This is a genomic window from Bosea sp. BIWAKO-01 (assembly GCF_001748145.1).
Lineage (GTDB): Bacteria > Pseudomonadota > Alphaproteobacteria > Rhizobiales > Beijerinckiaceae > Allobosea.
The window spans coordinates 3,870,620-3,892,491 of record NZ_BCQA01000001.1 but is presented as its reverse complement, the minus strand read 5'-3'; the positions used below and the strand labels follow the sequence as shown (position 1 = coordinate 3,892,491).

The window sequence follows — 21,872 nt, the reverse complement described above, 5'->3', positions numbered from 1 at the left end:
GCCATCCGATCTCAGCCAGCCATGGCTGGCGCCGCGCCGCTGGCGGCCGGTGGCTCGCGGCCCAGACCGAGGACGAGGGCAGCACCGAGCAGCGTCGCGGTGGCGAGATAGCCGACGGCGCCCAACGCCCCGAGATGGTCGACCAGCAATCCGCCGAAGATCGCCCCGCCCGCAATCGCGACCTGGAAGGCAGCGACGAGAAGGCCGCCTGCGGCTTCAGCCTGATCGGCAGCGACGCGCACCGTCCAGGTCTGGATGCCGACCGGCAGGAAGCCGAAGGCGAAGCCCCAGAGCGCAATGGCGAGCCCGGACACAAGGCTCGAAGCGCCGAAGAAGAGTAGCGCGAGCGCCGCCAGGCCAATCGCGAGCGAGCCCAGCACGACGGCGGCCTTGACGCTGCGTGCGACCACGGCACCGCCGGCGAAATTGCCGAAGAAACCGCCGACGCCGTAGGCCAGCAGGACCAGCGAGATTGCCTCGACCTTCAGCAGCGGCACCTGCTCCAGGAAGGGACGGACATAGGTAAATCCGGCGAAGTGGCCGGAGATGATCACCAGCACGGCGAACAGGACGAGCCGGATGCTCGGCCGCGCCAGCAACTCGAAGAGAGTACCGATGCTTGGCGCCGCCAGCGGCGGCAGCTTCGGCAGCGTCAGCACCTGGGCGAGCAGCGTCACCGCGCCGATGCCGGCCGAAATGACAAAGACGGCGCGCCAGCCGATCGCCTCGCCGAGATAGGCGCCGATCGGCGCGGCGCTGACTGTCGCGACCGAGACGCCGGTGAAGATGATCGACATCGCCCGCGGCAACAGCCTTGCCGGGACCAGCCGCATCGCGGTTGCCGCCGCCATCGACCAGAAGCCGCCGAGGCCGATGCCGAGCAGCAGGCGCGCGAAGAGAAGCGTCGTCAGCCCTGTGGCGACCGCAGCCAGCAGGCTCGACACCACCAGCAGCGACGTCAGCGCCCACATCACGATGCGCCTGTCGATACCTCTCGTCATGATCGCAGTCGCGACACCGGCGACCGCGCCGATGACGGCGGTCGCCGTGACAGCCTGCCCGGCCGCCCCGTCGCTGATGCCCAGGTCGGCAGCGATCGGCGTCAGCAGGCTTGCCGGCAGGAACTCGGCCGTGACCAGCCCGAACACGCCCATGGTGAGCGAGAAGATCGCCGGCCACGCCGCTTCGGCGCGTTCCTCGATCTCGGCAGGGATGAATTGCGGATCCGCGGTAGCGGAAAGGGAATCGGACATGGCGGTCTCCAGGACGTCGGACCCGACAAGTAGAGATGACGCTCTGGAGCTTCCATGTTAGGAAATCCGAAATGCTTGACCATTCGTCCAGGATTCCATGACCGATCCGCTGACAGAAATGCTCCGTGGCCTGCGGCTGGAGGGCGTCGACTACGCTCGCTTCCAGATGACCGCCCCTTGGGGCCTGCTCTTTCCGGCGCAGCAGGCGGCGCGCTTCCACTTCGCCGCCGAACGCGGCTGCTGGCTACGGACGCCGGAGAACGAGTGGATCCGCCTCGAGCAAGGCGATGCCGTGCTGTTGCCGCGCGGCGCCGAGCACGCCTTGGCGAGCGCGCCCGGCGCCTGCGCCAAGCCGCTCGGACAATGCCAGCTCCAGACCGTCTGCGGCGACATCGCCGAGGCGCGCGGCGGTGGCGACGGCGAACAGACCATGTTCTTCAGCGGCAGCATGAGCTTCAACGTCGATGGCCAGCACCCGCTGTTGCGGATGATGCCGGAACTGATGCGGCTGCATGAGCTCGCGGCCAACGAACCGGGCATCCCGCCCCTGCTCACGACCATGGCCTGCGAGCTCGCGCTGGACCGGGTCGGTGCCGGCAGCATCCTCACCCGCCTGGCCGACGTCGTCGCCGCTGCGTTGATCCGCTCCTGGGTCGAGCGGGGTTGCGGTGATTCGACCGGCTGGGTCGCCGCGGCGCGCGATCCCGATATCGGGCGGGTCCTGGCCGCGATCCATCTCAATCCTAGTGAGGACTGGACCGTCGAGGCGCTTGCCGGGGTCATGCACGCGTCGCGCTCCGCTTTCGCCGAGCGCTTCGCCAGCGTCGTTGGCGAAACTCCCGCCCGTTATGTCGTGCAGGTCAGGATGCATCAGGCCCGGCAATGGCTCGTCCGCGACCGGATGAAGATCGCCATCGTCGCGCGCCGGCTCGGCTATGAATCGGAGGCTGCCTTCAGCCGTGCCTTCAAGCGCGTCATAGGCGCGCCGCCCAGCCACTTCCGGGTGACGGACGCGGAAGGGGGGCCGGCGTTCAATAGCGATCCGCGGCCAGGCTCTGCACCGCCGCAGCAATTCGGAGGCCCCTGAGCAAGCCACCCGCCAGTCCGAACCCGCACCTGCCGCTCACCCCAATCGGATGGCGCAGCTCCGCTCCCGCTGGCGTTACCTGCCGACCAGCTCGAACCAGCCGGCCTCGTCAATCACCTGGACCCCGTGCTTCGCAGCGTCCTTGAGCTTCGAGCCGGCGCCAGGCCCGGCGACCAGCAGGTCGGTCTTCGACGAGACCGAACCCGCGACCTTGGCGCCGAGCCGTTCCGCCATGGCCTTGGCCTCGTCACGGGTCATCTGCTCCAGCGCGCCGGTAAAGACGACGATCTTGCCGGCGACCGGGCTGGTCGAGGCAACCGCCTCGAGCGGCTGCGGCGTCACCTGCGCCAGTAGGCGGTCGAGCGTTTCCTGATTGTGGGCCTCGGCAAAGAACTCGACCAGTGCCTCGACGACGGTCGGGCCAATGCCGTCGATGGCATCGAGCGCTTGCCGCTCGGGAGATTGCGGGTCAGCGGCGGTCGCCGCTTCGCGCAGGCCCTCGAATGATCCGTAATGCCGCGCCAGCAACCGTGCCGTGGTTTCACCGACATGGCGGATGCCAAGTCCGAAGATGAAGCGGTTGAGCGGTGGCGCGCGCCGGTCCGCGATTGCATCGAAGAGCTTCTTCACGCTTTGCGCGCCGAAGCCTTCCTTGTCCTTCAGCTTCTTGAGGTTGGCAGCATCGCGGACCGCCAATGTATAGATGTCGGCGGGTTCCCGTACCGGCAGGTCGGGATCGGCGTGGAAGAACTCGATCTGCTTGTCGCCGAGCCCGTCGATGTCGAGTGCGTCGCGCGAGACGAAATGCTTCAAACGCTCGACAGCCTGCGCCGAGCAGATGAGCCCTCCGGTGCAGCGGCGGACGGCATCTTCCTTGCCCGTGCGCGGGTTGACTTCGCGCGTCGCATGGCTGCCGCAGACCGGACACAGCGTCGGGAAGACATAGGGCTGCGAATCCGCGGGCCGCTTGCCGAGATCAACGGATTCGACGCGCGGAATCACGTCGCCGGCCCGCTTCACCGTCACCGTGTCGCCGACACGGATATCGGCGCCGTCACGGATCGGCTGGCCCTTGGAATCGAAGCCCCGGATGTAATCCTCGTTGTGCAGGGTCGCGTTGGTGACGACGACACCACCCACTGTGACCGGGCGCAGCCGCGCAACCGGGCTGAGCGCGCCGGTGCGCCCGACCTGGATGTCGATTGCCTCGAGAAGGGTGGTCGCCAGTTCCGCCGGGAATTTATGCGCGATCGCCCAACGCGGCGCACGCGCGACGAAGCCGAGCCGGGTCTGGAGCGCGAGGTCATCGACCTTGTAGACCACGCCATCGATATCGTAACCCAACGTCGCGCGCTGGGCCTCGATTGCGCGGTAATGCGCCAGGAGCTCGCTGACACGCTCGCAGCGGCGCATCAGCGGGTTGGTCTTGAAGCCCCAGCGGCGGAAGGCTTCGACCACGCCGAACTGTGTCGCGGCTGGCAGGTCCGACATCTCGCCCCAGGCATAGGCAAAGAAACGAAGCGGCCGCGCGGCGGTTATCGAGACGTCGAGCTGGCGTAGCGATCCGGCTGCAGCATTGCGCGGATTGGCGAATTCGCGCTCGCCCTTCTCGCGCTGGCGATCATTGATGGCCGCAAAATCAGCATGGCCGAGATAGACCTCGCCGCGGACTTCCGCGACCTCCGGCACCTCGTCCCCGACGAGTACGTGCGGGATCTCCGAGATGGTGCGGGCATTGAGCGTGACATCCTCACCCTCCTCTCCGTCACCGCGCGTGGCCGCGGAGACGAGCTCGCCCTTCTCGTATCGCAGCGACAGCGAGAGCCCGTCGATCTTGGGTTCGGCCGTAATGGCGAGCCCGGCATCGTCCTTGCGCCCGAGGAAGCTTCGGATGCGCACGGCGAAATCCGCGACGTCCTCATCCGAGAACGCATTGGCGAGCGAGAGCATCGGCACGCGGTGACGGATCTTGGCGAATTTCGAGGACGGCCTGGCGCCAACCTTGTCGCTGAGCGCCTCGTTGCCCTTCAGCTCAGCGAACACCTCTTCCAGCGCAACCAGCCGCCGACGCTTCGCGTCATAGACGGCATCGTCGAGGATGGGCGCATCCTCCTGGAAATAGGCGCGGTCGGCCTCGGCGATCTCGGCGGCCAGCAGCTTATGCTCGGCGCGCGCCTGGCGGGGCGTGAGGTCTTCGACGGGTAGGGGTTCGGCTTCGCTCATGTCCGTTGTCTTAGGCGAGTTGCTGGAGTCGAGAAAGACCATCGCCTGCGCGCGTCTCACCATCGTGTTCGCAAGGGCTTGCGACAAATTCCGTCATCAGGCGTATAGTGGTGGTGCTGGAATTGGATGCTCGACGCCTTCGGCGACTTGACCCAAGGATCGCGTCAGGACCGCCATTGCGCACCGGGCCAGAACCGGGAGGACTGCCAATGGCCAATCTCGACAGCATGATCTCCAATGCTGACCGCAAGACGAATGCACCTGCCAAGCCCGTCATTGAGCCGCGCGTGCGCACCATCACCACAGCTGATCTGCGCGACGCGCTCTGGCGCGGTTACGAGGACTTCATGGCCCAGCCGAGCCATCTCGTCTTCATCGCGCTGATCTATCCGATCGCAGGCGTCGTCATCGCTCAGCTCACAGTGAGCTACAACATCTTCCCATTGCTGTTCCCGCTGCTGTCCGGCTTTGCCTTGCTCGGCCCCTTCGCTGCCATCGGCCTCTACGAGATCAGCCGACGCCGGGAACGCGGTATGAACTCCTCATGGGCGCACGCCTTCGCGATCCTGAAATCCCGCTCGATCGGGACGATCCTTGCACTCGGAGGCTTGCTGACCGGGCTCTTCATCGCCTGGCTGCTTTCCGCCTGGCTGATCTATCGCTGGCTTCTTGGCGGCATGCCGGTGACCTCGATCAGCGACTTCCTCGGCGAAGTGCTGACGACACCGAACGGCTGGACCATGATTATCGTCGGTAACGCACTCGGCGCGCTCTTCGCGATTGCCGCCTTTTCAATGACCGTGATCTCCTTCCCGCTGGTGCTCGACAAGCATGTCGATGTGGCAACGGCGATCCGCACCTCAGTTGCCGCGGTCGAAGCCAATCCACGCGTCATGATGATCTGGGGTCTCATGGTCACCGGCCTGCTCATCCTCGGCTGCCTGCCGGTGCTGGTCGGTCTCGTCCTGGTTATGCCGATCCTCGGCCACGCCACCTGGCATCTCTATCGCAAGGTCGTGGAGAGATAGCCCGTCTTCAGCAACCGGGCCGGTTCGGCCCGGTTGCGCCGGGCTCCTCAGAAAATCTCCTGCAACTTTGAACCTGTCTCGCGTCTCGCGCGACCAAAGGTCATGAGGCTGCGTCCCGCGGCCTCGCACAAAGCCAAGGGAGAGATTTCATGACCGCCCGCACGATCCTCACCGGCCTTGCCACCGCCTTCGTTCTCGGTGCCGGTGCCCTCATCGGCAGCTCGCTGGCCATCGCCACCTCCGCGCAGGCCGCGCCTGGCTGGCACGGCCATGGCCATCACGGCCATTTCGGCCACGGTTTTCATCATCCCCGCCCCTGGGGCTGGGGCCGCCCGGGCTGGGGATACCGCCCGGTCTACACCAGCGCCCATTACGGCGGCTGCTACAAGGTGTTCCGTCGTGGTTTCGTTCCGGGCGTCGGCCCGGTGGTCCGCCCGGTCACCATCTGCCGCTGAACGCAGATGAATTCGCCTGAGGAGGGTGTCGGAGCAATCCGGCTCCCTCTCAACGCGGCCCGGCGGCAATATCGCTCGGCAGCCCGGCCAATACGACCTTCGGGATTCCATCGCTCCTGCAGCCGCCAACGCCGTTTGGGAACCTTTGCGCGCCGCACCGGTTCAGTTCTCGTCACAACAGAATGGTGACGCTGAATCATGCGGGCGCCAGCAGCCCGATCAAAGCCGGGGGCTTCTCATGAACAACATCATTTACATCGTCGGCCTCGTGGTCGTGGTCCTCGCTATCCTGTCCTTCCTGGGCCTGCGCTGACCGGCAAGTTGGCGAACATTACGGACGTCATCGGCGCTCGTCTGCGGATGCGCCCTCAGCGTTTGATCGCCACCGGCTCGCCACCATCCTGACTTGCCCTCGCCGGACGCAACCACGTCCTGGCGTCAGCCGCATCCCTTGCCTTCGCATCTCCGCTCGCGAGCGCTGCTTCCGTGCGGTCTCGGCCGCGGAAATGACACGGAGCTCCCTGCCCGCCACTCAGGATGGATTGGTCGCCGAAACGCGAAACGCCCCCTCCCGGCCTGGGAGGGGGCGTTTCTGAATGATCTCGAGCCCTGCTGCCACGGCTGACGAACCACGTTGCGGATCAGCGATCGTCTCGACGCGGCTTCTTGCTCTTGAACGGCTTGCCGGCAGGCTTGCCGCGCTCACCGCCTGCAAATCCAGCGTCCGGCTTGCCATGACCAAAGCTCTTCCCACCATGGCTGGGCTTACCGGAAAACGGCTTGGCGCCGGCAAAGGGCTTGCCCTTGGCAAAGGGCTTGTCCGAGGGACCGGACTTCTTGTCGAAGGGCCGCTCGCTGGGGCGCAGCACAGCGTTCTCGTCATAGACGGGCTCGCGATCGCGCCGGGCAGGATCATAAGGCTTGCCGCCATGCGCCTTGGCGCCGAAGGGCTTGCCCTTGCCTTCGTAAGGCTTCTTCTTGCCGGGGAATGGCGCGCTCGCCCGCTCATCCTCGGCCCGCGGCGCACGCGTATGGGATGCTTTTTCCGCGAAGGGCTTGGCCGGGCGCCGCTCGCCTTCGCCGGTCACGGGCTCGATCACGATCTTGTCCCGGTCGGTCGCGCTCGCCAGCGACGCGAAGCGTTCCGCGACATCGGCATCGATCTCGACCTTGGTTTCCGTGTCGAAGATGCGGATGGCGCCGACCTCGTCACGGGTGATCTTGCCACGACGGCAGAGCATCGGCAGCAGCTGCCGGGGATCGGCGCCGTCGCGGCGACCGATATTCAGGCGGAACCAGACCGTATCGCCACGCGGCCCCGCCTTGTGCGGCCTCTCGCCCTGCTCGCGGTCCCGCTCGCGCGGACGAGCGTAATCCTCGGTGCTGCGCACCGGCCTGCGCTCGTCGCGCCCGAAACCGGGATCACCGACCTCCTCCGCCGCCGGCAGGCGCGAACGATAGACCCTGACCAGGGCGGCCGCGATCTCCTGCGTCGAACGACCGGCAAGCAGGGCCTCGACCATTCCGGCATCATCCTCGCTCGCCTCGCCGGTCAGCAGCGGATCCTGCAGCAGCCGCTCCTGGTCGAGCGCGCGGATTTCCTCCTGCGTCGGAGCACCGGCCCAGACGGCCTCGACCTTGGCTTCGGAGAGCAGCATGTCGGCCTTGCGGCGCCGAGAGGGCGGCACCAGCAGGACGCTGGTCCCCTTCTTGCCCGCGCGGCCCGTCCGGCCGCTGCGGTGCTGCATGACCTCTGGATCGTTCGGCAGCTCGGCATGGATGACCAGTGTCAGGCCCGGCAGGTCGATGCCGCGCGCAGCCACGTCGGTCGCGACGCAGACGCGGGCGCGACCGTCGCGCAGAGCCTGCAGCGCCGAGTTGCGCTCGCTCTGGCTGAGCTCGCCGGAGAGCGCCACCGCCGAAAAGCCGCGCTCCAGCAGGATCGCCTCGAGATGGCGGACCGCATTGCGGGTGTTGCAGAAGACGAGCGCACAGGGCGAATCGTGGAAGCGCAGCAGGTTGACGACCGCGAGCTCGGCTTCCTTCGGGAAGACACGGATCGCGCGATACTCGATATCGGCATGCCCGGTTGCCGAGCCGGCCACCTCGATGCGCAGGGCATCGCGTTGATAGCTCCTCGCCAGCGCGATGATCGCCTTGGGCAAGGTCGCGGAGAAGAGCAGGCTGCGGCGTTCCGCTGGGGTCGTCTTCAGAATGAATTCGAGATCGTCGCGGAAACCGAGATCGAGCATCTCGTCGGCCTCGTCGAGGACGACGGCTCGGAGCGCCGAGACATCGAGCCTGTGCCGCTCGATGTGGTCACGCAGGCGGCCGGGTGTGCCGACGACGATATGCGCGCCCTCGTCCAGCAAGGCGGCCTCTCGGCGCGGATCCATGCCGCCGACACAGGAGATCACCCGGGCGCCGGCATGCTTGTAGAGCCACGCGAGCTCGCGCTGGACCTGCAATGCCAGCTCGCGGGTCGGCGCGATGATCAGCGCCAGAGGTTTCCCGGCGCGGCCCAGGACCTCGGCACCCTCCAGCAGGGTTTCGCCGATGGCGAGCCCATAAGCGACGGTCTTGCCGGAGCCCGTCTGTGACGAGACCAGAAGGTCGCGTCCGGCCGCCGCCTCTTCCAGAACGGCGTTCTGGACGGGCGTCGGATCATTGTAGTTGCGTTCGGCGAGCGCACGCGCGAGCGGCGGGCTCGTGGGAAGGAATGCCATCGTTAATCGGCCTTGAGTTCATGCGCGCGGCGTGATGCGGCGCGGGAGATCGTGAGGCAGGCATCGCGGCGCGTGAAACGCAGCCATAACACCATAAGCCAGTCTCTGCCGCTCTTAGAGCAGAATTCGCAGAAAGGGAATGCAGATCGCTGTGGTCAGGCGCGCGCCGCCGCGCCATGCAGGCCAGCAGCCTCGAGCAGACGGGCGGCGGCAGCCCTCGCCTCCTCGGTGATGCTGGCACCGGCAAGCATGCGAGCGATCTCCTCGCGCCGTGTCCGGTCCTCGAGCGGCGTCACGCGCGTCACCGTGCGAGAGGCCGCATCATTGTCCAGCGCCGATTTGGCGATCAGGAAATGACGTCCAGCCTTGGCCGCGACCTGCGGCGCATGCGTCACCGAGATGACCTGCACCTGTCGCGCCAGACGCGCCAGACGCTCTCCGATCGCATCTGCAACCGCGCCGCCCACTCCGCTATCGATTTCGTCGAAGACAAGCGTCGGCGCCGACCCGCGCTCGGCAAGCACGACCTTCAGGGCGAGCATGAAGCGCGAGAGCTCGCCCCCGGACGCAACCTTCATCATCGGGCCGGGCCGCGTGCCGGGATTGGTTTCGACCCAGAATTCGACGCGGTCGAACCCTTCCGGCCCACGCGCATCCTCGTCGCGATCGATATGGGTGATAAATCGCGCACGCTCGAGCTTCAGCGGCGGCAATTCTGCCTTGACCGCAGTGTCGAGACGCAACGCGGCCTCGCCGCGGGCAGCAGAGAGCGCCCGCGCCCTGGCGAGATAATCGGCTTCCGCCCGAGCGAGCTCCGCTTCGAGCCGGGCCAAGGAGCTCTCGCTCTCGTCGAGCTCGGCAAGGTCGGCACTCATCCTGGCCGCAAGATCGGCAAGCGCCTCGACGGGAACGTCGAACTTTCGGCCCGCTGCCCGCAAGGCGAACAGCCGTTCCTCGACCCGTTCCTGCTCGCGCGGATCATACTCCGCTGCACGCATGGCCGCCGCGAGCGCTTCGCCCGCTTCTTCCAGCGCCATGATCGCGGTGTTGAGCGCAGCCATCGAGGGATCGACGAGTTCTGGTGCCTGCGCAGCACGCCGCTCCAGCCGGCGGAGCACCGCGGCAAGAGAGGGGACAGGGGAAGCCTGGCCACCGACGGCCTCATAGGCATCGGAAAGATCCCGCGCCACCTTTTCCGCCTGCATCATGCCCTGGCGCCGGCTGGCCAGCGCATCTTCCTCGCCCGGTTCCGGCGCAAGCTTGCCAAGTTCGGCCACGGCGTGGCGCAGAAAATCAGCCTCCTTGCGTGCGGCCTCGACACGGATGCGCTGCGTCTGCAGCGCCTGCCGCGCGCGCTTCAGCACATCGCTGGCCGTCGCAGTGATCTCGGCCTGCCCTTCAAGGCCGGCAAAACCGTCAAGTATGGCGCGGTGCTGCGCCGCATCGGTCAGGGCCCGGTCATCATGCTGACCATGGATCTCGACGATGGCGCTGCCGATCAGCCGCAGGATCTGGACGCTGACCGGCTGGTCATTGACGAAGGCGCGTGTCCGCCCGTCCGCATACTGCACGCGTCGCAGGATCAGATCGCCGTCTGTGTCGATCTCCTGGGCCTGCGCCAGCTTGCGAGCCGGATGGGCGAGCGGCAGGTCGAAGACGGCACTGACCTGGCCTTGCGCCTCGCCATGGCGCACGAGCCCGCCGTCGCCGCGACCACCGAGCGCCAGCGCAAAGCCGTCGAGCAGGATCGACTTGCCGGCGCCGGTCTCACCGGTCAACACGCTCAGCCCGGCGCCGAACGCCAGATCGAGCCGGTCGATCAGGACGATGTCACGGATCGAAAGCTGCGCCAGCATGATGCTCAGCGCGTGATTGAAGGGAGTGGCATGCGGTCCGTCACCCGGCCATGCACCTGCCCGGCCTCAGCGGACGAGGCCGACGACCGAACGGGTGAAGCCGTTGAACAACCGGCTGATATAGGAGCCGCGATCCTCGCGGGGCTCGAGGCCGCCACTCTGGAGCAGGGTATAGGCGTCCTTGTACCAGGGGCTGTCGGGGAAGTTATGCCCGAGCACGGCAGCGGCAGTCTGCGCCTCATTGGTGATGCCCATTGCCATATAGGCCTCGGTCAGGCGCATCAGCGCCTCCTCGACATGGCGCGTGGTCTGGTACTTGGTGATGACGTCGCGGAAGCGGTTCACGGCACCGGTATAGTTGCGCTTCTCGAGATAGTAGCGCCCGACATTCATCTCCTTGCCCGCAAGCTGATCGCGCGCAACCAGCATCTTCTCGCGGGTGTCGATCACATATTCGGACTTCGGATAGCGATCGAGCAACTCCTGCATCGCGGCAAGCGCGCGCTCGGTGCGCTCCTGGTCGCGCGTCGCGTCCGGGATCTGGTTATAATAGGACATCGCCATGATGTACTGCGCATAGGCAGCATCAGGGCTGGCGGGGTTCTGCGCCAGAAAGCGCTTGGACGCCGTGATCGCGTCCTCGTACTTGGCTGCCTGGAAATTCGTATAGGCAACCATGATCAAGCCCTTTTTCGCGTAGGGCGAGAACGGCGCCTGCTTGTCGATCTCTTCGAACTTCTTGACCGCGCCTTCGCTGTCGCCGTTCTGAGAGCGAGCCAGCCCCTCGTTATAGAGCTTGTCGGCCGGCACATCCGCGACGATTTCCGGCTTGTAGACCTCAGGCTTGTCGAATGGATTAAGCGACGACATCGTGTCGCAGCCGCCGAGCAGCAAGGCGGCGCCGAGCGTCAGGGCAACGCCCATCCGCATCGGTCGGGCGCTTTGGGAAGTCGGGTTGTTCAGCCGCATGACGCTCACGTCGTCCGTCCTCTTTCGCTCGTCACCGCAAGATGGCGAAGGATGCCTTTACCTCAGACGCAGCGCTCACGCTACCGGGGAAAGGCAGGTTACGAACATGCGGGGCCCATGCTGCATTCGACAAAAAACAGGCGAATGCAAGGCGCGCGCGAAACTGTTCGACTGCTCAGTGCAGATCGGGCGCGAAGGCCGCGGGGGCCGCAACGGCCATCTGCACAGCACGGTGCGCATAGACCGGCTCGGCCTCGACGATCGCGTAATTCGCGCGATCTGCGAACAAGGCTTCCAGAACGGTCACATTCATGCGGTGACCGCCGCAATAGGAGCGAAACTCGCCGAGAATCGGATAGCCGGCCAGCGCGAGATCGCCAACTGCGTCCAGCACCTTGTGGCGCACGAACTCGTCCGCGTAGCGCAGGCCTTCCGGGTTGACCACCTTGTCGTCGCCGATCGCGACCGTGTTGTCGAGCGAGGCGCCGAGCGCGAAACCCGCCTTCCAGAGCTGCTCGACTTCGCGCATGAAACCGAAGGTACGGGCACGCGAAATCTCGCGGGCATAAGCGACCGGCTCGAGGTCGAAGATCTTGCGCTGACGGCCGATCGCCGGGGTGTCGAAATCGATCTCGACATCGAGGCGGAAGCCGCTGTCGAACGGCGCGAGCTCGGCGAAGCCGCGCCCCTTCTCGACGCGGACCGGCTGCAGGACCTTGAGATAACGACGGTTCGCACCAAGCGTGACGATGCCAGCATCTTCGATCGCCGTGACGAATTCAGCCGCGCTGCCGTCCATGATCGGCATTTCGGGGCCGTCGATCTCGATCAGGACATTGTCGAGCCCGAGGCCGGCGCAGGCCGACATCAGGTGTTCGATGGTCGCGACGGAGGCGGCACCGCGATCGCCGATCACGGTGCAGAGCTCAGCGGCGCTCACCTTGTTGTAGCGGGCATGGATCAGGTGCGAGGGGCCGCCCTCGGACTCCTTGCGGAGGAAGACGATGCCGGAGTTCGCGTTGGACGGCTTGAGGCAGATTCCGGCGGGAGCTCCGGAATGAACACCGATTCCCTTCAAGGACACGGGAGCGCGGAGTGTGGTCTGCCGATCAAAATTCATTCCGGTATCCAATCTCGAACGCTAACGATCTCGGCTGCACAACGCTACGGGCTGCCTGACGGTCGTTTGCGGTCCTTCAGTTGGGCGGCGCCTGGCGGTTGCCGGTGCCGTCATCCCCCTTTGGGGCAAGCGCAACATACGCCTTAGGTGGATGCCGACAAAATCACGCTTTCTTTCGCTCTGTAACAAGCGAACTCAAACAGAGAAAAATAACCATCCCATTGAAGTATATGGTTTTTCAAACGTAAACAGAGCCCGGAGCGAGGGTTCGCTCCGGGCTCTGTTACAACTGTCGCAGGCGCTGTGGCGCTCAGTTCGCCTGGCGGCGCAGGAACGCGGGAATCTCCAGCTGATCCTCTTCGCTGCTGCGATTCGGCGCAGCACGGCCCATCTGGTCGAGCTGCCCTTGCGCTGGGCGCGAGGCCGGCAGAGCCGGACGGCGCATATATTCTGCATGGGCCGCGCTGGGCGCCTGAGCGGCAGGCTGCATCGGCGGAGGCGCGTGGCGCACCGGGGCCTGCGGCTGGACCTCGTCCTCGTCCTTGCGACCGAAGCCAACCGAGGCGAGGCGCTGCATCAGCGACATGCGCTTCTGGTCGGCCTGGGCCGGAGGCTGCGGAACGGACTGCGCACCACGGCTCGCCGCGATCTGGTTCTGTGCCGGCATCGGCAGGTCCTCGATCCGCGGCATCCGCGTCGGGCGGACGACCGCACGCTCCGGCGCCGGGGCGATGAAGCTGTCCTCGTGACGCATCATCGGCTCTTCATGCATCATCGGCTGGCTCACCGGGGCGGTCGCGATCACCGGACGCGGCTGCACCGGCTCGATGCGGATGTCTTCCGCAACGCTCGGCTGCACCGGAGCCACCTGGCGCACGGTCTCGACATTCACGGGCGCACGCATCTCCAGCATCGGCTCGGCGTGAACCGGAGCCGCGGCGCGCGGTGCGGCGGCGGTGTTGCGCAGACGCGCTTCGGCCTTCAGACGCTCGGCAACCTGGGCGATACGGGCTTCGGTATCGTCCATTTCAGCCTGGGTGCTGATCGGCTTGTCGATGCCGGTGGCCACGACGGAGACGCGCACGACGCCCTCGAGCGATTCGTCGAATGTCGCGCCGACGATGATGTTGGCCTCGGAATCAACCTCCTCGCGGATGCGGGTGGCGGCTTCGTCGACCTCATAGAGCTTCATGTCGCGCCCGCCGGTGATCGAGATCAGCAGGCCACGCGCGCCCTTCATCGAGACATCATCGAGCAGCGGATTGTTGATCGCAGCCTGGGCCGCGGTCAGCGCACGCTTCTCGCCCTGCGCCTCGCCGGTTCCCATCATCGCCTTGCCCATGCCGCGCATCACGGCGCGAACGTCGGCGAAGTCGAGATTGATCAGGCCGGGGCGGACCATCAGGTCAGTGATGCAGGCGACGCCGGAATAGAGCACCTGGTCGGCCATGCCGAAGGCATCGGCGAAGCCGGTGGTCTCGTTGGCGACGCGGAACAGGTTCTGGTTCGGGATGACGATCAGCGTATCGACCGCCTCGTTCAGCTCAGAGATGCCAGCCTCCGCCATGCGCATGCGGCGATGGCCCTCGAACTGGAACGGCTTCGTGACGACGCCGACGGTCAGTATACCCATGTCGCGGGCGACGCGGGCGATCGCAGGGGCCGCACCCGTGCCGGTGCCGCCGCCCATGCCGGCGGTGATGAAGACCATGTGCGCGCCGGCAAGGTGATCACGGATCTCGTCGATCACCTCTTCCGCCGCCGCACGCCCGACTTCCGGCTGCGAACCGGCGCCGAGGCCTTCAGTGACCTGCAGGCCCATCTGCACGATGCGCGAAGCACGCGAGAGCGCCAGAGCCTGGGCATCGGTATTGGCAACGACGAAATCGACCCCATCGAGGCCGGCTTCGATCATGTTGTTGACCGCGTTGCCGCCGGCTCCGCCGACACCGAACACGGTGATCCGGGGCTTTAGCTCCCGGATGTCAGGGGCTTGCAGATTCATCGCCATGGTTGCCTCTTTCGATTTCTTGTCCGGCGCCTGGCGGGAGCCGTCCCGATTGCTACGATTTTACTCTTGGGTCGGAACGGCGCCGCGCCGCCCGGCCCGATACCCTTAGAAACTGTCTTTCAGCCAACGCCCGACACGCGAGAAATACCCGTCCGTCCCCGTCGCGAAGTAAGCGCCGCTCGCGCGAGGCTCGAAATGTTCGACATGGGCGACCTGCGGGTAGACCAGCAGGCCGACCGCGGTCGCAAAGGCTGGACCCTTGCCAGCCTCCGGCAAGCCCTTGATCCCGAGCGGCCGGCCGGTGCGGACCTGGCCGCCGAGCAGGCGGCGCGCCGTTTCCGGCAGGCCGGTCAACTGGCAGGCGCCGCCTGTCAGCACGACGCGGCGGCCGGCCTGGGCCGAAAAGCCGGCAGCGTTGAGCCGGTCGCGCACGAGCTCGAGGATTTCCTCGACCCGCGGCTTGATGATGCGGATCAGATGCGATTTCGCCAGATGGTTCGGGGTGTCGCGCTCGTCATCGTCGACCTGCGGCACCGAGATCATGTCGCGTTCGTCCGAAGCGCTGGAGATCGCCGATCCGTGCAGCGTCTTCAGCCGCTCGGCAGCCGAGACGCGGGTCGACAATCCACGCGCCACGTCCATGGTGATGTGATTGCCACCGACCGCAATGGCGTCGGCATGGACCAGATGGCCGCCGGAGAAAACACCGAGACTGGTGGTGCCGCCGCCCAGGTCGACGACGACGACGCCCATTTCGGCCTCGTCGTCGACGAGAACCGAGAGACCGGAAGCATAGGGAGACGCGACGACCGCCTCGACCTCGAGATGGCACCGCTCCACCGCCAGCATGACGTTGCGGGCAGCCGCCGCCTCGCTGGCGACGACATGCATGTCGACGGAGAGCTTGCCGCCGACGAGGCCACGCGGATCAAGCACGCCCGGCACGCCGTCGAGCGCGTATCCGGTGGGCAATGCGTGCATCACCGCCTTGCCGGGCTTGATTGCATGCGTCGCGGCGACCGCGAGAACCCGCTTCACGTCGGAATCGCTGACCGAGCCGCTGCGCAGGTCGACGCTGGCGGCATAATGCTGCGAGCCGATGCGCCCACCGGTCAGGTTGACGATGACGGACTGGACCTCGACCTTCGCCATGCGCTCGGCCGCGTCGACCGCGGCCCGGATCGCGCGCTCCGCGTTCTCGAGATCGATGATGGCGCCACCCTTTACGCCAAGCGAACGCTGATGGCCGATGCCGATGATGCGCGCGACATGGGTGCGCCCGCGCAACCGCTCGTTCGCCTCGGCGGGGTTCAGCTCGGCGATCAGGCAGACCACCTTGCTCGTGCCGACGTCCAGAATCGACAAGGTCGCGCTCTTGCGCGACGAAAGCGGACGCATCCGCGGTGTCAGGCCCTGAGAGGTGAAGTTCACGCCTCGCCTCCCTTCTTCTTGGTCTTGCTCTTGAGCTGCTCGGCGCGGGTCGCCGCCCCCTCTTCCGTCAACCGCATCACCACCCGGTCGGGCTGGCGCAGGTCGATGGCGAGCACGTCCTTGTCCAGCAGCCTGAAATCCGTTTCGAGGCCGGCGAGACGCTTGACGGCCTCCCCCGGCGCGATCTCCGGAAGGCGGATATCCATGCCGTTGTCGAGCTTGAGGTTCCAGCGCCGGCCGGCAATCAGGCTGGCCGCGCGGATGCGCGGCGCCAACGGTCCAGCGTCGGCGAGCAGCGCGACGTACTCGCGGGCGCGGGTATTGGCGTCGGGACCGACGACAAGCGGCAGATGGGCGAAGCGGCCATCATCCATCTTGTCGATGACCGTGCCATCGGCTGCGATCAGGAAAAGGTCGCCCTTCACCTGCCAGAGGGCGAAGGGTTCTCGCTCCGTCAGCGTGATCGCGATCTCGCTGGGATAGAGCTTACGAACGGTTGCCTGGCGAATCAGCGGTGTCGCCTCGAGGCGACGGCGCGCCTCGTCGGCATCGAAGAAGGCGACCGAGGTCTTCGAATCGATCCCTGCAGCGATCAGGACCTCGATCTCGGACAGCTCCGAGATTCCAGAGATCGTCACTCTGTCGACGCCGAGCCCGACCAGGCGCGCCAGCATATGGCGCGGCTCGCCGTAGTTCTCCCGCATCGTTTCGACATGTCCGCCCTGCACGAAGCCTGTCCCGATACTCAATCCAAGAAACCCAAGAGCCAGCCAGGTCCCGATCCGCTGCGGCAGGCGCTGCCACAGCGGGAGGGCCACCGCACTACGCCGCGACGACCGGAACCAGCGGCGCGAACGCTCGCCGACCAGAAGTTGCGGCCCTGCGGCCGGCATCGATGAACGTCGGGCGGGCACCGCCGCCGCTTTCATCGATCGAGGGAGGCGTCCTCCACCATCCATTTGACGAGCTCACCGAAGTTCAGGCCCGCGTGGGCAGCCAACTCGGGCACCAGGCTGGTTTCGGTCATCCCGGGCTGCGTATTGACCTCCAGCCAGACGAGAGTGTCGGTCTCGTCGTCGTAGCGGAAGTCAGAACGGCTGACGCCCCGGCACCCGATTGCTTGATGCGCCGTTAACGCACACTCTTCGATCTGCTGGTAAATTTTTGGTAAAATTTGAGCCGGGCAGATGTGGATCGAACCACCTTTCGTGTATTTCGCATCGTAGTCGTAGAACTCACCGGTCGCGGCCCGGATCTCGGTCACACCGAGGGATTTGTCGCCCATGATCGCGCAGGTCAGCTCCCGCCCGGCGACGAAGCTCTCGGCGAGCAACATGTCTCCGCACGGCCAGTCCTCCCGCGCCACTTCCTGCGGAGGATGTTCGCGCCCCTTTTTCACGATGATGACCCCGACAGACGACCCCTCATTGACGGGTTTGAGCACATAGGGCGGCGGCAAGGGGTGCTTCTTGGCGGCCTCGAAGCGCGACAGGGTAACGCCGCGCGCGACCGGAACCCCGGCAGCCGCAACAACCGTCTTCGCCCTGTCCTTGCGCAGTGCGAGCGCTGAAGCGAGCACCCCGGAATGGGTGTAGGGAATGCGCAAAATCTCGAGCAGGCCCTGGATTGTGCCGTCCTCGCCAAAACGGCCATGAAGCGCATTGAAGGCGACGTCCGGGCGCAGCCGATCCAGCACATCGGCGATATCGTGCTGCACATCGATTCGCGTCACGCGGTAGCCGACGCTCTCCAAGGCCCTCGCGCAGCCGTCGCCGGTATTGAGGCTGACCTCCCGCTCGACGGACCATCCGCCCATCAAGACTGCGACGTGTTTGGTCATTGAATCGCTACTCCGCTTCCCCGAGACCCTCGGGGGAGCATGGTTAACGACGCGTTAACGCGACGGCGGCGAGGTGATCGAAACGCCGTATCGCTTCCGACGGCACACCTCGCAGAGCCCCGCCCGGACGAAGGCTGCTCGCGTCAGGCGCTCCGCCCGACCGCAACCCGATTCAGCAGAAGGCGCAGCTGCGCGCATTCCTCGGGGGTGAGAGCAGCCAGCATTCGCGCCTCGGCGGCGACATGGGAGGCCACCAGATCCTCCGCCAGCGCGAACCCCTCCGATGTCAGTCGGATCCTGAGCGCACGCCGGTCCTCCGGATTGGCATGTCGTTCAATCAACCCGCGCCGCTCCAGCCGATCCAGGCGATTGGTCATCGCCGATGTCGACAGCATCATCTCGCCCGCAAGGACCGAGGGCGACAGCGATCCCTCGCGCCCTTGGCGCCGCAAAGTCAGGATGACGTCGAAGCCCGGCATATCGAGATCGCGGCCCGACAGATTGTCCACGACACCCTGTCGCAAGCGCTCGGCCGCCCGCCAGACATCCCCGCACACCGCCATGGGGCTCGGATCGAGATCGGGGCGTTCCCGCCGCCATTGCGTCAGAATGGCGTCCATGGCCGCGCCCTGGAAATCGCCTTCGTGCCGATCGCCCTCGACATCTTGACTCATCGCAAGTCCTGCATCATATAATTTGACATCAAACAATTCGATGTAGAGCAATCAGATGATCAATTATCCGACGCAGACATTCCTGCCTGATCGCCTCGCCCCTGTCCAGCAGGAGCCGATACGGCAGGGCAGCGAACGGCACTCCGAACACCCGGTCGAGCGGTTCTTTCTTGAGCGCTGGTCGCCACGCGCCTTCCGTGACGAGGCGATCCCAAAGGCCGATCTGCTCACAATGGTCGAAGCGGCACGCTGGGCTCCCTCGGCCTATAATCATCAGCCCTGGCGGTTCTTCTATGCCCGGCGCGGCGACGTGCATTGGCAGGGTTTCGTGGACCTGCTCGACACGTTCAACGCGGAGTGGGCCCAGAATGCCTCCGCGTTGATCCTCGTCGCGTCCGACACGCTGATCGGCGCGCCCGACGACGAGGCTCCGGCGCCGTCCCGCAGCCACAGCTTCGACACCGGAGCGGCCTGCTCGCAGCTTGCGATCCAGGCGACGCATCTCGGCTACCACGTCCACGTCATGGCCGGCGTCGATTTCGAGCGCGCGCACCAGCATCTGAAGCTTCCAGCGCGCTTCCGTGTGGAGGTTGCGATTGCGGTCGGGAGGCATGGCGATCCCCGCCAATTGCCGGAGGCGCTCGCCAGCCGGGAGTTGCCGAGCCAGCGCCTTCCGCTCGACCAGATCGCGTTCGCCGGCTCGTTCCCCGGCTGACGCGTCGGCCCGAGCCCGGCCCAGCCGGGGGCGACTGTCGCAACCGCGCCAGGTCGCCAGATAAGTTCGGCATCCGGCCTACGCCGCGACGCCCAGGCGCTTGATCTCCCAGTGCAGGTCGAAGCCCGAGGTCTGCTTGACCCGGCGGCGAACCTCCTCGCCCAGACCTTCGATATCGGCGGCCGTCGCGCCGCCGGCATTGATCAGGAAGTTGCAATGCATCTCGGAGACCTGGGCACCGCCGACCCGCAATCCGCGGCACCCGGCGGCGTCGATCAGTTGCCAGGCCTTGCCGCCGGGCGGGTTCTTGAAGGTCGAGCCGCCGGTGCGCTCCTTGATCGGCTGAGCGGCCTCGCGAGCCGCCGTCACCCGGTCCATCTCCGCAAAGATCGCGGCCTGGTCGCCTGGCCGCCCCTGGAACAGGGCCGACGTGAAGATGGTGTCCATCGTCGCTGCCGCGCTATTGCGATAGGTGAAGCCCATCTCCGCATGGGAGAGCGTGACGATCTCGCCCTCGCGGGTCACGCCACGCGCCGAGACGAGCACATCGGTGGTCTCGCCGCCGTGAGCACCGGCATTCATTCGCAGAGCGCCGCCGATGCAACCGGGGATGCCGCGATAGAAGGCGAGGCCGTCGAGCGAGGCATCGGCGGCCGCCCGCGCCACCTTGACGTCGGGCACCGCCGTGCCACTGCGCAACCGGTTGCCGTCTTCGAGCGAGATCTCGCCGAACGCCTTGCCGCCGAGTCGAATGACGACGCCAGGAATGCCACCGTCGCGCACGATCAGGTTCGAGCCGAGCCCGACGACCGTGACAGGAATCTCGGCCGGGAGCCTGGACAACAGATAGGCCAGGTCCTGCTCGTCAGCCGGCGCGAACAGCACCTGCGCCGGGCCACCGACGCGGAACCAGGTCAGCCCTGCCATCTCCTGGTTGGCCAGGAGCCGGCCGCGCAATTCTGGCGCGGCCGCGCGAAGGTCGGGGGTGATATCGGGGAAGCTCACTGCTTGCCACCCAGCCCGGCGAGTTCGCCCGGCAGCGCATAGGCCCATTGCGTGATGTTGCCGGCTCCCAGCAGCACGACATAGTCGCCCGGCCCCGCGAACTCCGCCACCATGCCCGCGAGCTTCTCGGGAGCCTCCAGGGCCAGCGTATGGCGGTGGCCGCGCGCCTTGATGCCCGAGACGAGGCTATCCCGATCGGCACCGGGAATCGGCGCCTCGCCGGCGGCGTAGGTGTCGGCGACGATCACCGTATCGGCATCGTTGAAGCAGGCCGCAAAATCGTCGAACAGGCTGGAGAGCCGCGTGTAGCGATGCGGCTGCACCACGGCGATGACCTTGCTCTTGGTCGAGGCGCGCGCCGCCTTGAGCACGGCGGCGATCTCCACGGGATGGTGGCCGTAATCGTCGAAAATCAGTGCGCCGTTCCATTCGCCGGTCTTGGTGAAGCGACGCTTGACGCCGCCGAAACCGGCCAGGGCCTCGCGGATCTTCTCGACCGGAATGCCAAGGTCATAGGCGACCGCGATCGCGGCGGTGGCATTGAGCGCATTGTGGTGCCCGGGCATCGGCATCACGAGATCGCGCACAACCTCGTCGCGCCCACGCTTGCGGTCGCGGATCAGCAGCGTGAACCGGGCCTGCCCACCAGAGAGATCGATGTCGATCAACCGGAAATCCGCCTGCGGGTTCTCGCCGTAGGTCACGACGCGCCGGTCTTCGATCTGCCCGACGAGGCCCTGCACCGTGGGATGATCGATGCACATCACCGCGAAGCCGTAGAAGGGCAGGTTCTCGACGAAGGAGCGGAAGGCTTCCTTGATCGCATCGAAGGTCTTGAAGTGGTCGAGATGCTCGGGATCGATATTGGTGACGATCGCCACATCGGCAGGGAGCTTCAGGAAGGTGCCGTCCGACTCGTCGGCCTCGACCACCATCCAGTCGCTTTCGCCCATGCGCGCATTGGTGCCATAGGCGTTGATGATGCCGCCATTGATCACGGTCGGGTCGAGCCCGCCCTTCTCGAGCAGGGTCGCAACCAGCGAAGTCGTCGTCGTCTTGCCATGCGTGCCGGCGACGGCGACGCAGGATTTCAGCCGCATCAATTCGGCCAGCATTTCGGCGCGGCGCACGACCGGCAGACGCTGCTCGCGCGCGGCCGTGAGCTCGGGATTGTCGCGCTTGATCGCCGTGGAGACGACGACGACCTCCGCCCCCTCGATGTTCTCGGCGGCATGGCCGACAAAGGTCCTGATGCCCTTGTCGGCGAGCCGACGGACATTGGCATTGTCGGACGCGTCCGAACCCTGGACCTTGTAGCCGAGATTATGCAGCACCTCAGCGATACCGGACATGCCGATGCCGCCGATGCCGACGAAATGAATGGAGCCGAGCTTGGGCGGCAGCTTCATGGGTCAGGTGTCTCCTGCGGATTACGGCATGTCGCGAAAAGGTGGGAACCAGCTTTCCGTCAAGACATGC

General features: G+C 66.2%; 18 protein-coding genes. 5 read left to right on the top strand and 13 right to left on the bottom strand.

What is annotated here, in order from left to right:
• Positions 1-11: 11 nt before the first annotated feature.
• The gene (locus BIWAKO_RS18095; RefSeq protein WP_069879832.1) at positions 12-1,253 is read right to left on the bottom strand and encodes an MFS transporter; all 1,242 of its coding nucleotides are present in this window, start codon (positions 1,251-1,253) and stop codon (positions 12-14) included.
• A gap of 97 nt (positions 1,254-1,350) precedes the next feature.
• Here BIWAKO_RS18095 and BIWAKO_RS18090 point away from each other — a divergent pair, with 97 nt between their 5' ends.
• On the top strand, positions 1,351-2,340 hold the full coding sequence (locus BIWAKO_RS18090; protein ID WP_069879831.1) for an AraC family transcriptional regulator: 990 nt from the start codon (positions 1,351-1,353) through the stop codon (positions 2,338-2,340).
• A 75-nt stretch (positions 2,341-2,415) separates the two neighbouring features.
• Here the strand turns inward: BIWAKO_RS18090 and ligA are convergent, their stop codons facing one another.
• Positions 2,416-4,563, bottom strand: a complete 2,148-nt coding sequence (gene ligA / locus BIWAKO_RS18085; RefSeq protein ID WP_069882597.1) for an NAD-dependent DNA ligase LigA — start codon at positions 4,561-4,563, stop codon at positions 2,416-2,418.
• A gap of 227 nt (positions 4,564-4,790) precedes the next feature.
• Here ligA and BIWAKO_RS18080 point away from each other — a divergent pair, with 227 nt between their 5' ends.
• From BIWAKO_RS18080 to BIWAKO_RS18070, 3 genes are all read left to right on the top strand, one after another.
• Entirely contained in the window at positions 4,791-5,591 is an 801-nt protein-coding gene (locus BIWAKO_RS18080) for a DUF2189 domain-containing protein (RefSeq protein WP_069882596.1), read from the top strand.
• A 149-nt stretch (positions 5,592-5,740) separates the two neighbouring features.
• Positions 5,741-6,046: a hypothetical protein gene (locus BIWAKO_RS18075; RefSeq protein WP_069879830.1), complete on the top strand. Its 306-nt coding sequence runs from the start codon at positions 5,741-5,743 to the stop codon at positions 6,044-6,046.
• 25 nt (positions 6,047-6,071) lie between these two features.
• The gene (locus BIWAKO_RS18070; RefSeq protein ID WP_069879829.1) at positions 6,072-6,359 is read left to right on the top strand and encodes a hypothetical protein; all 288 of its coding nucleotides are present in this window, start codon (positions 6,072-6,074) and stop codon (positions 6,357-6,359) included.
• A gap of 328 nt (positions 6,360-6,687) precedes the next feature.
• Here the strand turns inward: BIWAKO_RS18070 and BIWAKO_RS18065 are convergent, their stop codons facing one another.
• From BIWAKO_RS18065 to BIWAKO_RS18025, 9 genes are all read right to left on the bottom strand, one after another.
• On the bottom strand, positions 6,688-8,772 hold the full coding sequence (locus tag BIWAKO_RS18065) for a DEAD/DEAH box helicase (RefSeq protein WP_074471572.1): 2,085 nt from the start codon (positions 8,770-8,772) through the stop codon (positions 6,688-6,690).
• 155 nt (positions 8,773-8,927) lie between these two features.
• A complete protein-coding gene (recN, locus tag BIWAKO_RS18060; RefSeq protein WP_069879828.1) occupies positions 8,928-10,628 on the bottom strand; it encodes a DNA repair protein RecN in 1,701 nt (566 codons plus the stop codon).
• A gap of 66 nt (positions 10,629-10,694) precedes the next feature.
• The gene (locus BIWAKO_RS18055) at positions 10,695-11,597 is read right to left on the bottom strand and encodes an outer membrane protein assembly factor BamD (protein ID WP_084652273.1); all 903 of its coding nucleotides are present in this window, start codon (positions 11,595-11,597) and stop codon (positions 10,695-10,697) included.
• 175 nt (positions 11,598-11,772) lie between these two features.
• Complete coding sequence (gene lpxC, locus BIWAKO_RS18050; protein WP_069879826.1) at positions 11,773-12,717, bottom strand: UDP-3-O-acyl-N-acetylglucosamine deacetylase; 945 nt, start codon at positions 12,715-12,717, stop codon at positions 11,773-11,775.
• 310 nt (positions 12,718-13,027) lie between these two features.
• Positions 13,028-14,728, bottom strand: a complete 1,701-nt coding sequence (gene ftsZ, locus BIWAKO_RS18045) for a cell division protein FtsZ (RefSeq protein ID WP_069879825.1) — start codon at positions 14,726-14,728, stop codon at positions 13,028-13,030.
• A gap of 105 nt (positions 14,729-14,833) precedes the next feature.
• On the bottom strand, positions 14,834-16,126 hold the full coding sequence (ftsA, locus tag BIWAKO_RS18040) for a cell division protein FtsA (protein ID WP_069879824.1): 1,293 nt from the start codon (positions 16,124-16,126) through the stop codon (positions 14,834-14,836).
• 29 nt (positions 16,127-16,155) lie between these two features.
• Positions 16,156-16,908 carry a cell division protein FtsQ/DivIB gene (locus BIWAKO_RS18035; RefSeq protein WP_244523477.1) on the bottom strand — a complete coding sequence of 251 codons (753 nt, stop codon included), beginning with the start codon at positions 16,906-16,908 and terminating at the stop codon, positions 16,156-16,158.
• Between the two features lie 176 nt (positions 16,909-17,084).
• Positions 17,085-17,999 (bottom strand): D-alanine--D-alanine ligase, encoded by a 915-nt coding sequence (locus BIWAKO_RS18030; RefSeq protein WP_069879822.1) that lies wholly within the window; start codon positions 17,997-17,999, stop codon positions 17,085-17,087.
• 143 nt (positions 18,000-18,142) lie between these two features.
• Entirely contained in the window at positions 18,143-18,724 is a 582-nt protein-coding gene (locus BIWAKO_RS18025; RefSeq protein ID WP_244523476.1) for a MarR family winged helix-turn-helix transcriptional regulator, read from the bottom strand.
• Positions 18,725-18,728: 4 nt separating this feature from the next.
• Here BIWAKO_RS18025 and BIWAKO_RS18020 point away from each other — a divergent pair, with 4 nt between their 5' ends.
• Positions 18,729-19,388, top strand: coding sequence for a nitroreductase family protein (locus BIWAKO_RS18020; RefSeq protein ID WP_084651535.1), 660 nt, complete (start codon positions 18,729-18,731; stop codon positions 19,386-19,388).
• A 78-nt stretch (positions 19,389-19,466) separates the two neighbouring features.
• Here BIWAKO_RS18020 and murB read toward each other — a convergent pair whose 3' ends face one another.
• Together murB and murC are read right to left on the bottom strand one after the other, a co-directional pair.
• On the bottom strand, positions 19,467-20,393 hold the full coding sequence (gene murB / locus BIWAKO_RS18015; RefSeq protein ID WP_069879821.1) for a UDP-N-acetylmuramate dehydrogenase: 927 nt from the start codon (positions 20,391-20,393) through the stop codon (positions 19,467-19,469).
• Entirely contained in the window at positions 20,390-21,802 is a 1,413-nt protein-coding gene (gene murC / locus BIWAKO_RS18010; protein WP_069879820.1) for a UDP-N-acetylmuramate--L-alanine ligase, read from the bottom strand. The genes murB and murC overlap by 4 nt, the downstream gene beginning before the upstream one ends.
• Between the last annotated feature and the right edge of the window lie 70 nt (positions 21,803-21,872).

Excerpts from the sequence above, each read along its gene's own strand:
- BIWAKO_RS18095 (WP_069879832.1), bottom strand. The coding sequence starts at position 1,253 with ATGTCCGATTCCCTTTCCGCTACCGCGGATCCGCAATTCATCCCTGCC.
- BIWAKO_RS18090 (WP_069879831.1), top strand. The coding sequence starts at position 1,351 with ATGACCGATCCGCTGACAGAAATGCTCCGTGGCCTGCGGCTGGAGGGC.
- ligA (WP_069882597.1), bottom strand. The coding sequence starts at position 4,563 with ATGAGCGAAGCCGAACCCCTACCCGTCGAAGACCTCACGCCCCGCCAG.
- BIWAKO_RS18080 (WP_069882596.1), top strand. The coding sequence starts at position 4,791 with ATGATCTCCAATGCTGACCGCAAGACGAATGCACCTGCCAAGCCCGTC.
- BIWAKO_RS18075 (WP_069879830.1), top strand. The coding sequence starts at position 5,741 with ATGACCGCCCGCACGATCCTCACCGGCCTTGCCACCGCCTTCGTTCTC.
- BIWAKO_RS18065 (WP_074471572.1), bottom strand. The coding sequence starts at position 8,772 with ATGGCATTCCTTCCCACGAGCCCGCCGCTCGCGCGTGCGCTCGCCGAA.
- recN (WP_069879828.1), bottom strand. The coding sequence starts at position 10,628 with ATGCTGGCGCAGCTTTCGATCCGTGACATCGTCCTGATCGACCGGCTC.
- BIWAKO_RS18055 (WP_084652273.1), bottom strand. The coding sequence starts at position 11,597 with ATGCGGCTGAACAACCCGACTTCCCAAAGCGCCCGACCGATGCGGATG.
- lpxC (WP_069879826.1), bottom strand. The coding sequence starts at position 12,717 with ATGAATTTTGATCGGCAGACCACACTCCGCGCTCCCGTGTCCTTGAAG.
- ftsZ (WP_069879825.1), bottom strand. The coding sequence starts at position 14,728 with ATGGCGATGAATCTGCAAGCCCCTGACATCCGGGAGCTAAAGCCCCGG.
- ftsA (WP_069879824.1), bottom strand. The coding sequence starts at position 16,126 with ATGCGTCCGCTTTCGTCGCGCAAGAGCGCGACCTTGTCGATTCTGGAC.
- BIWAKO_RS18030 (WP_069879822.1), bottom strand. The coding sequence starts at position 17,999 with ATGACCAAACACGTCGCAGTCTTGATGGGCGGATGGTCCGTCGAGCGG.
- BIWAKO_RS18020 (WP_084651535.1), top strand. The coding sequence starts at position 18,729 with ATGATCAATTATCCGACGCAGACATTCCTGCCTGATCGCCTCGCCCCT.
- murC (WP_069879820.1), bottom strand. The coding sequence starts at position 21,802 with ATGAAGCTGCCGCCCAAGCTCGGCTCCATTCATTTCGTCGGCATCGGC.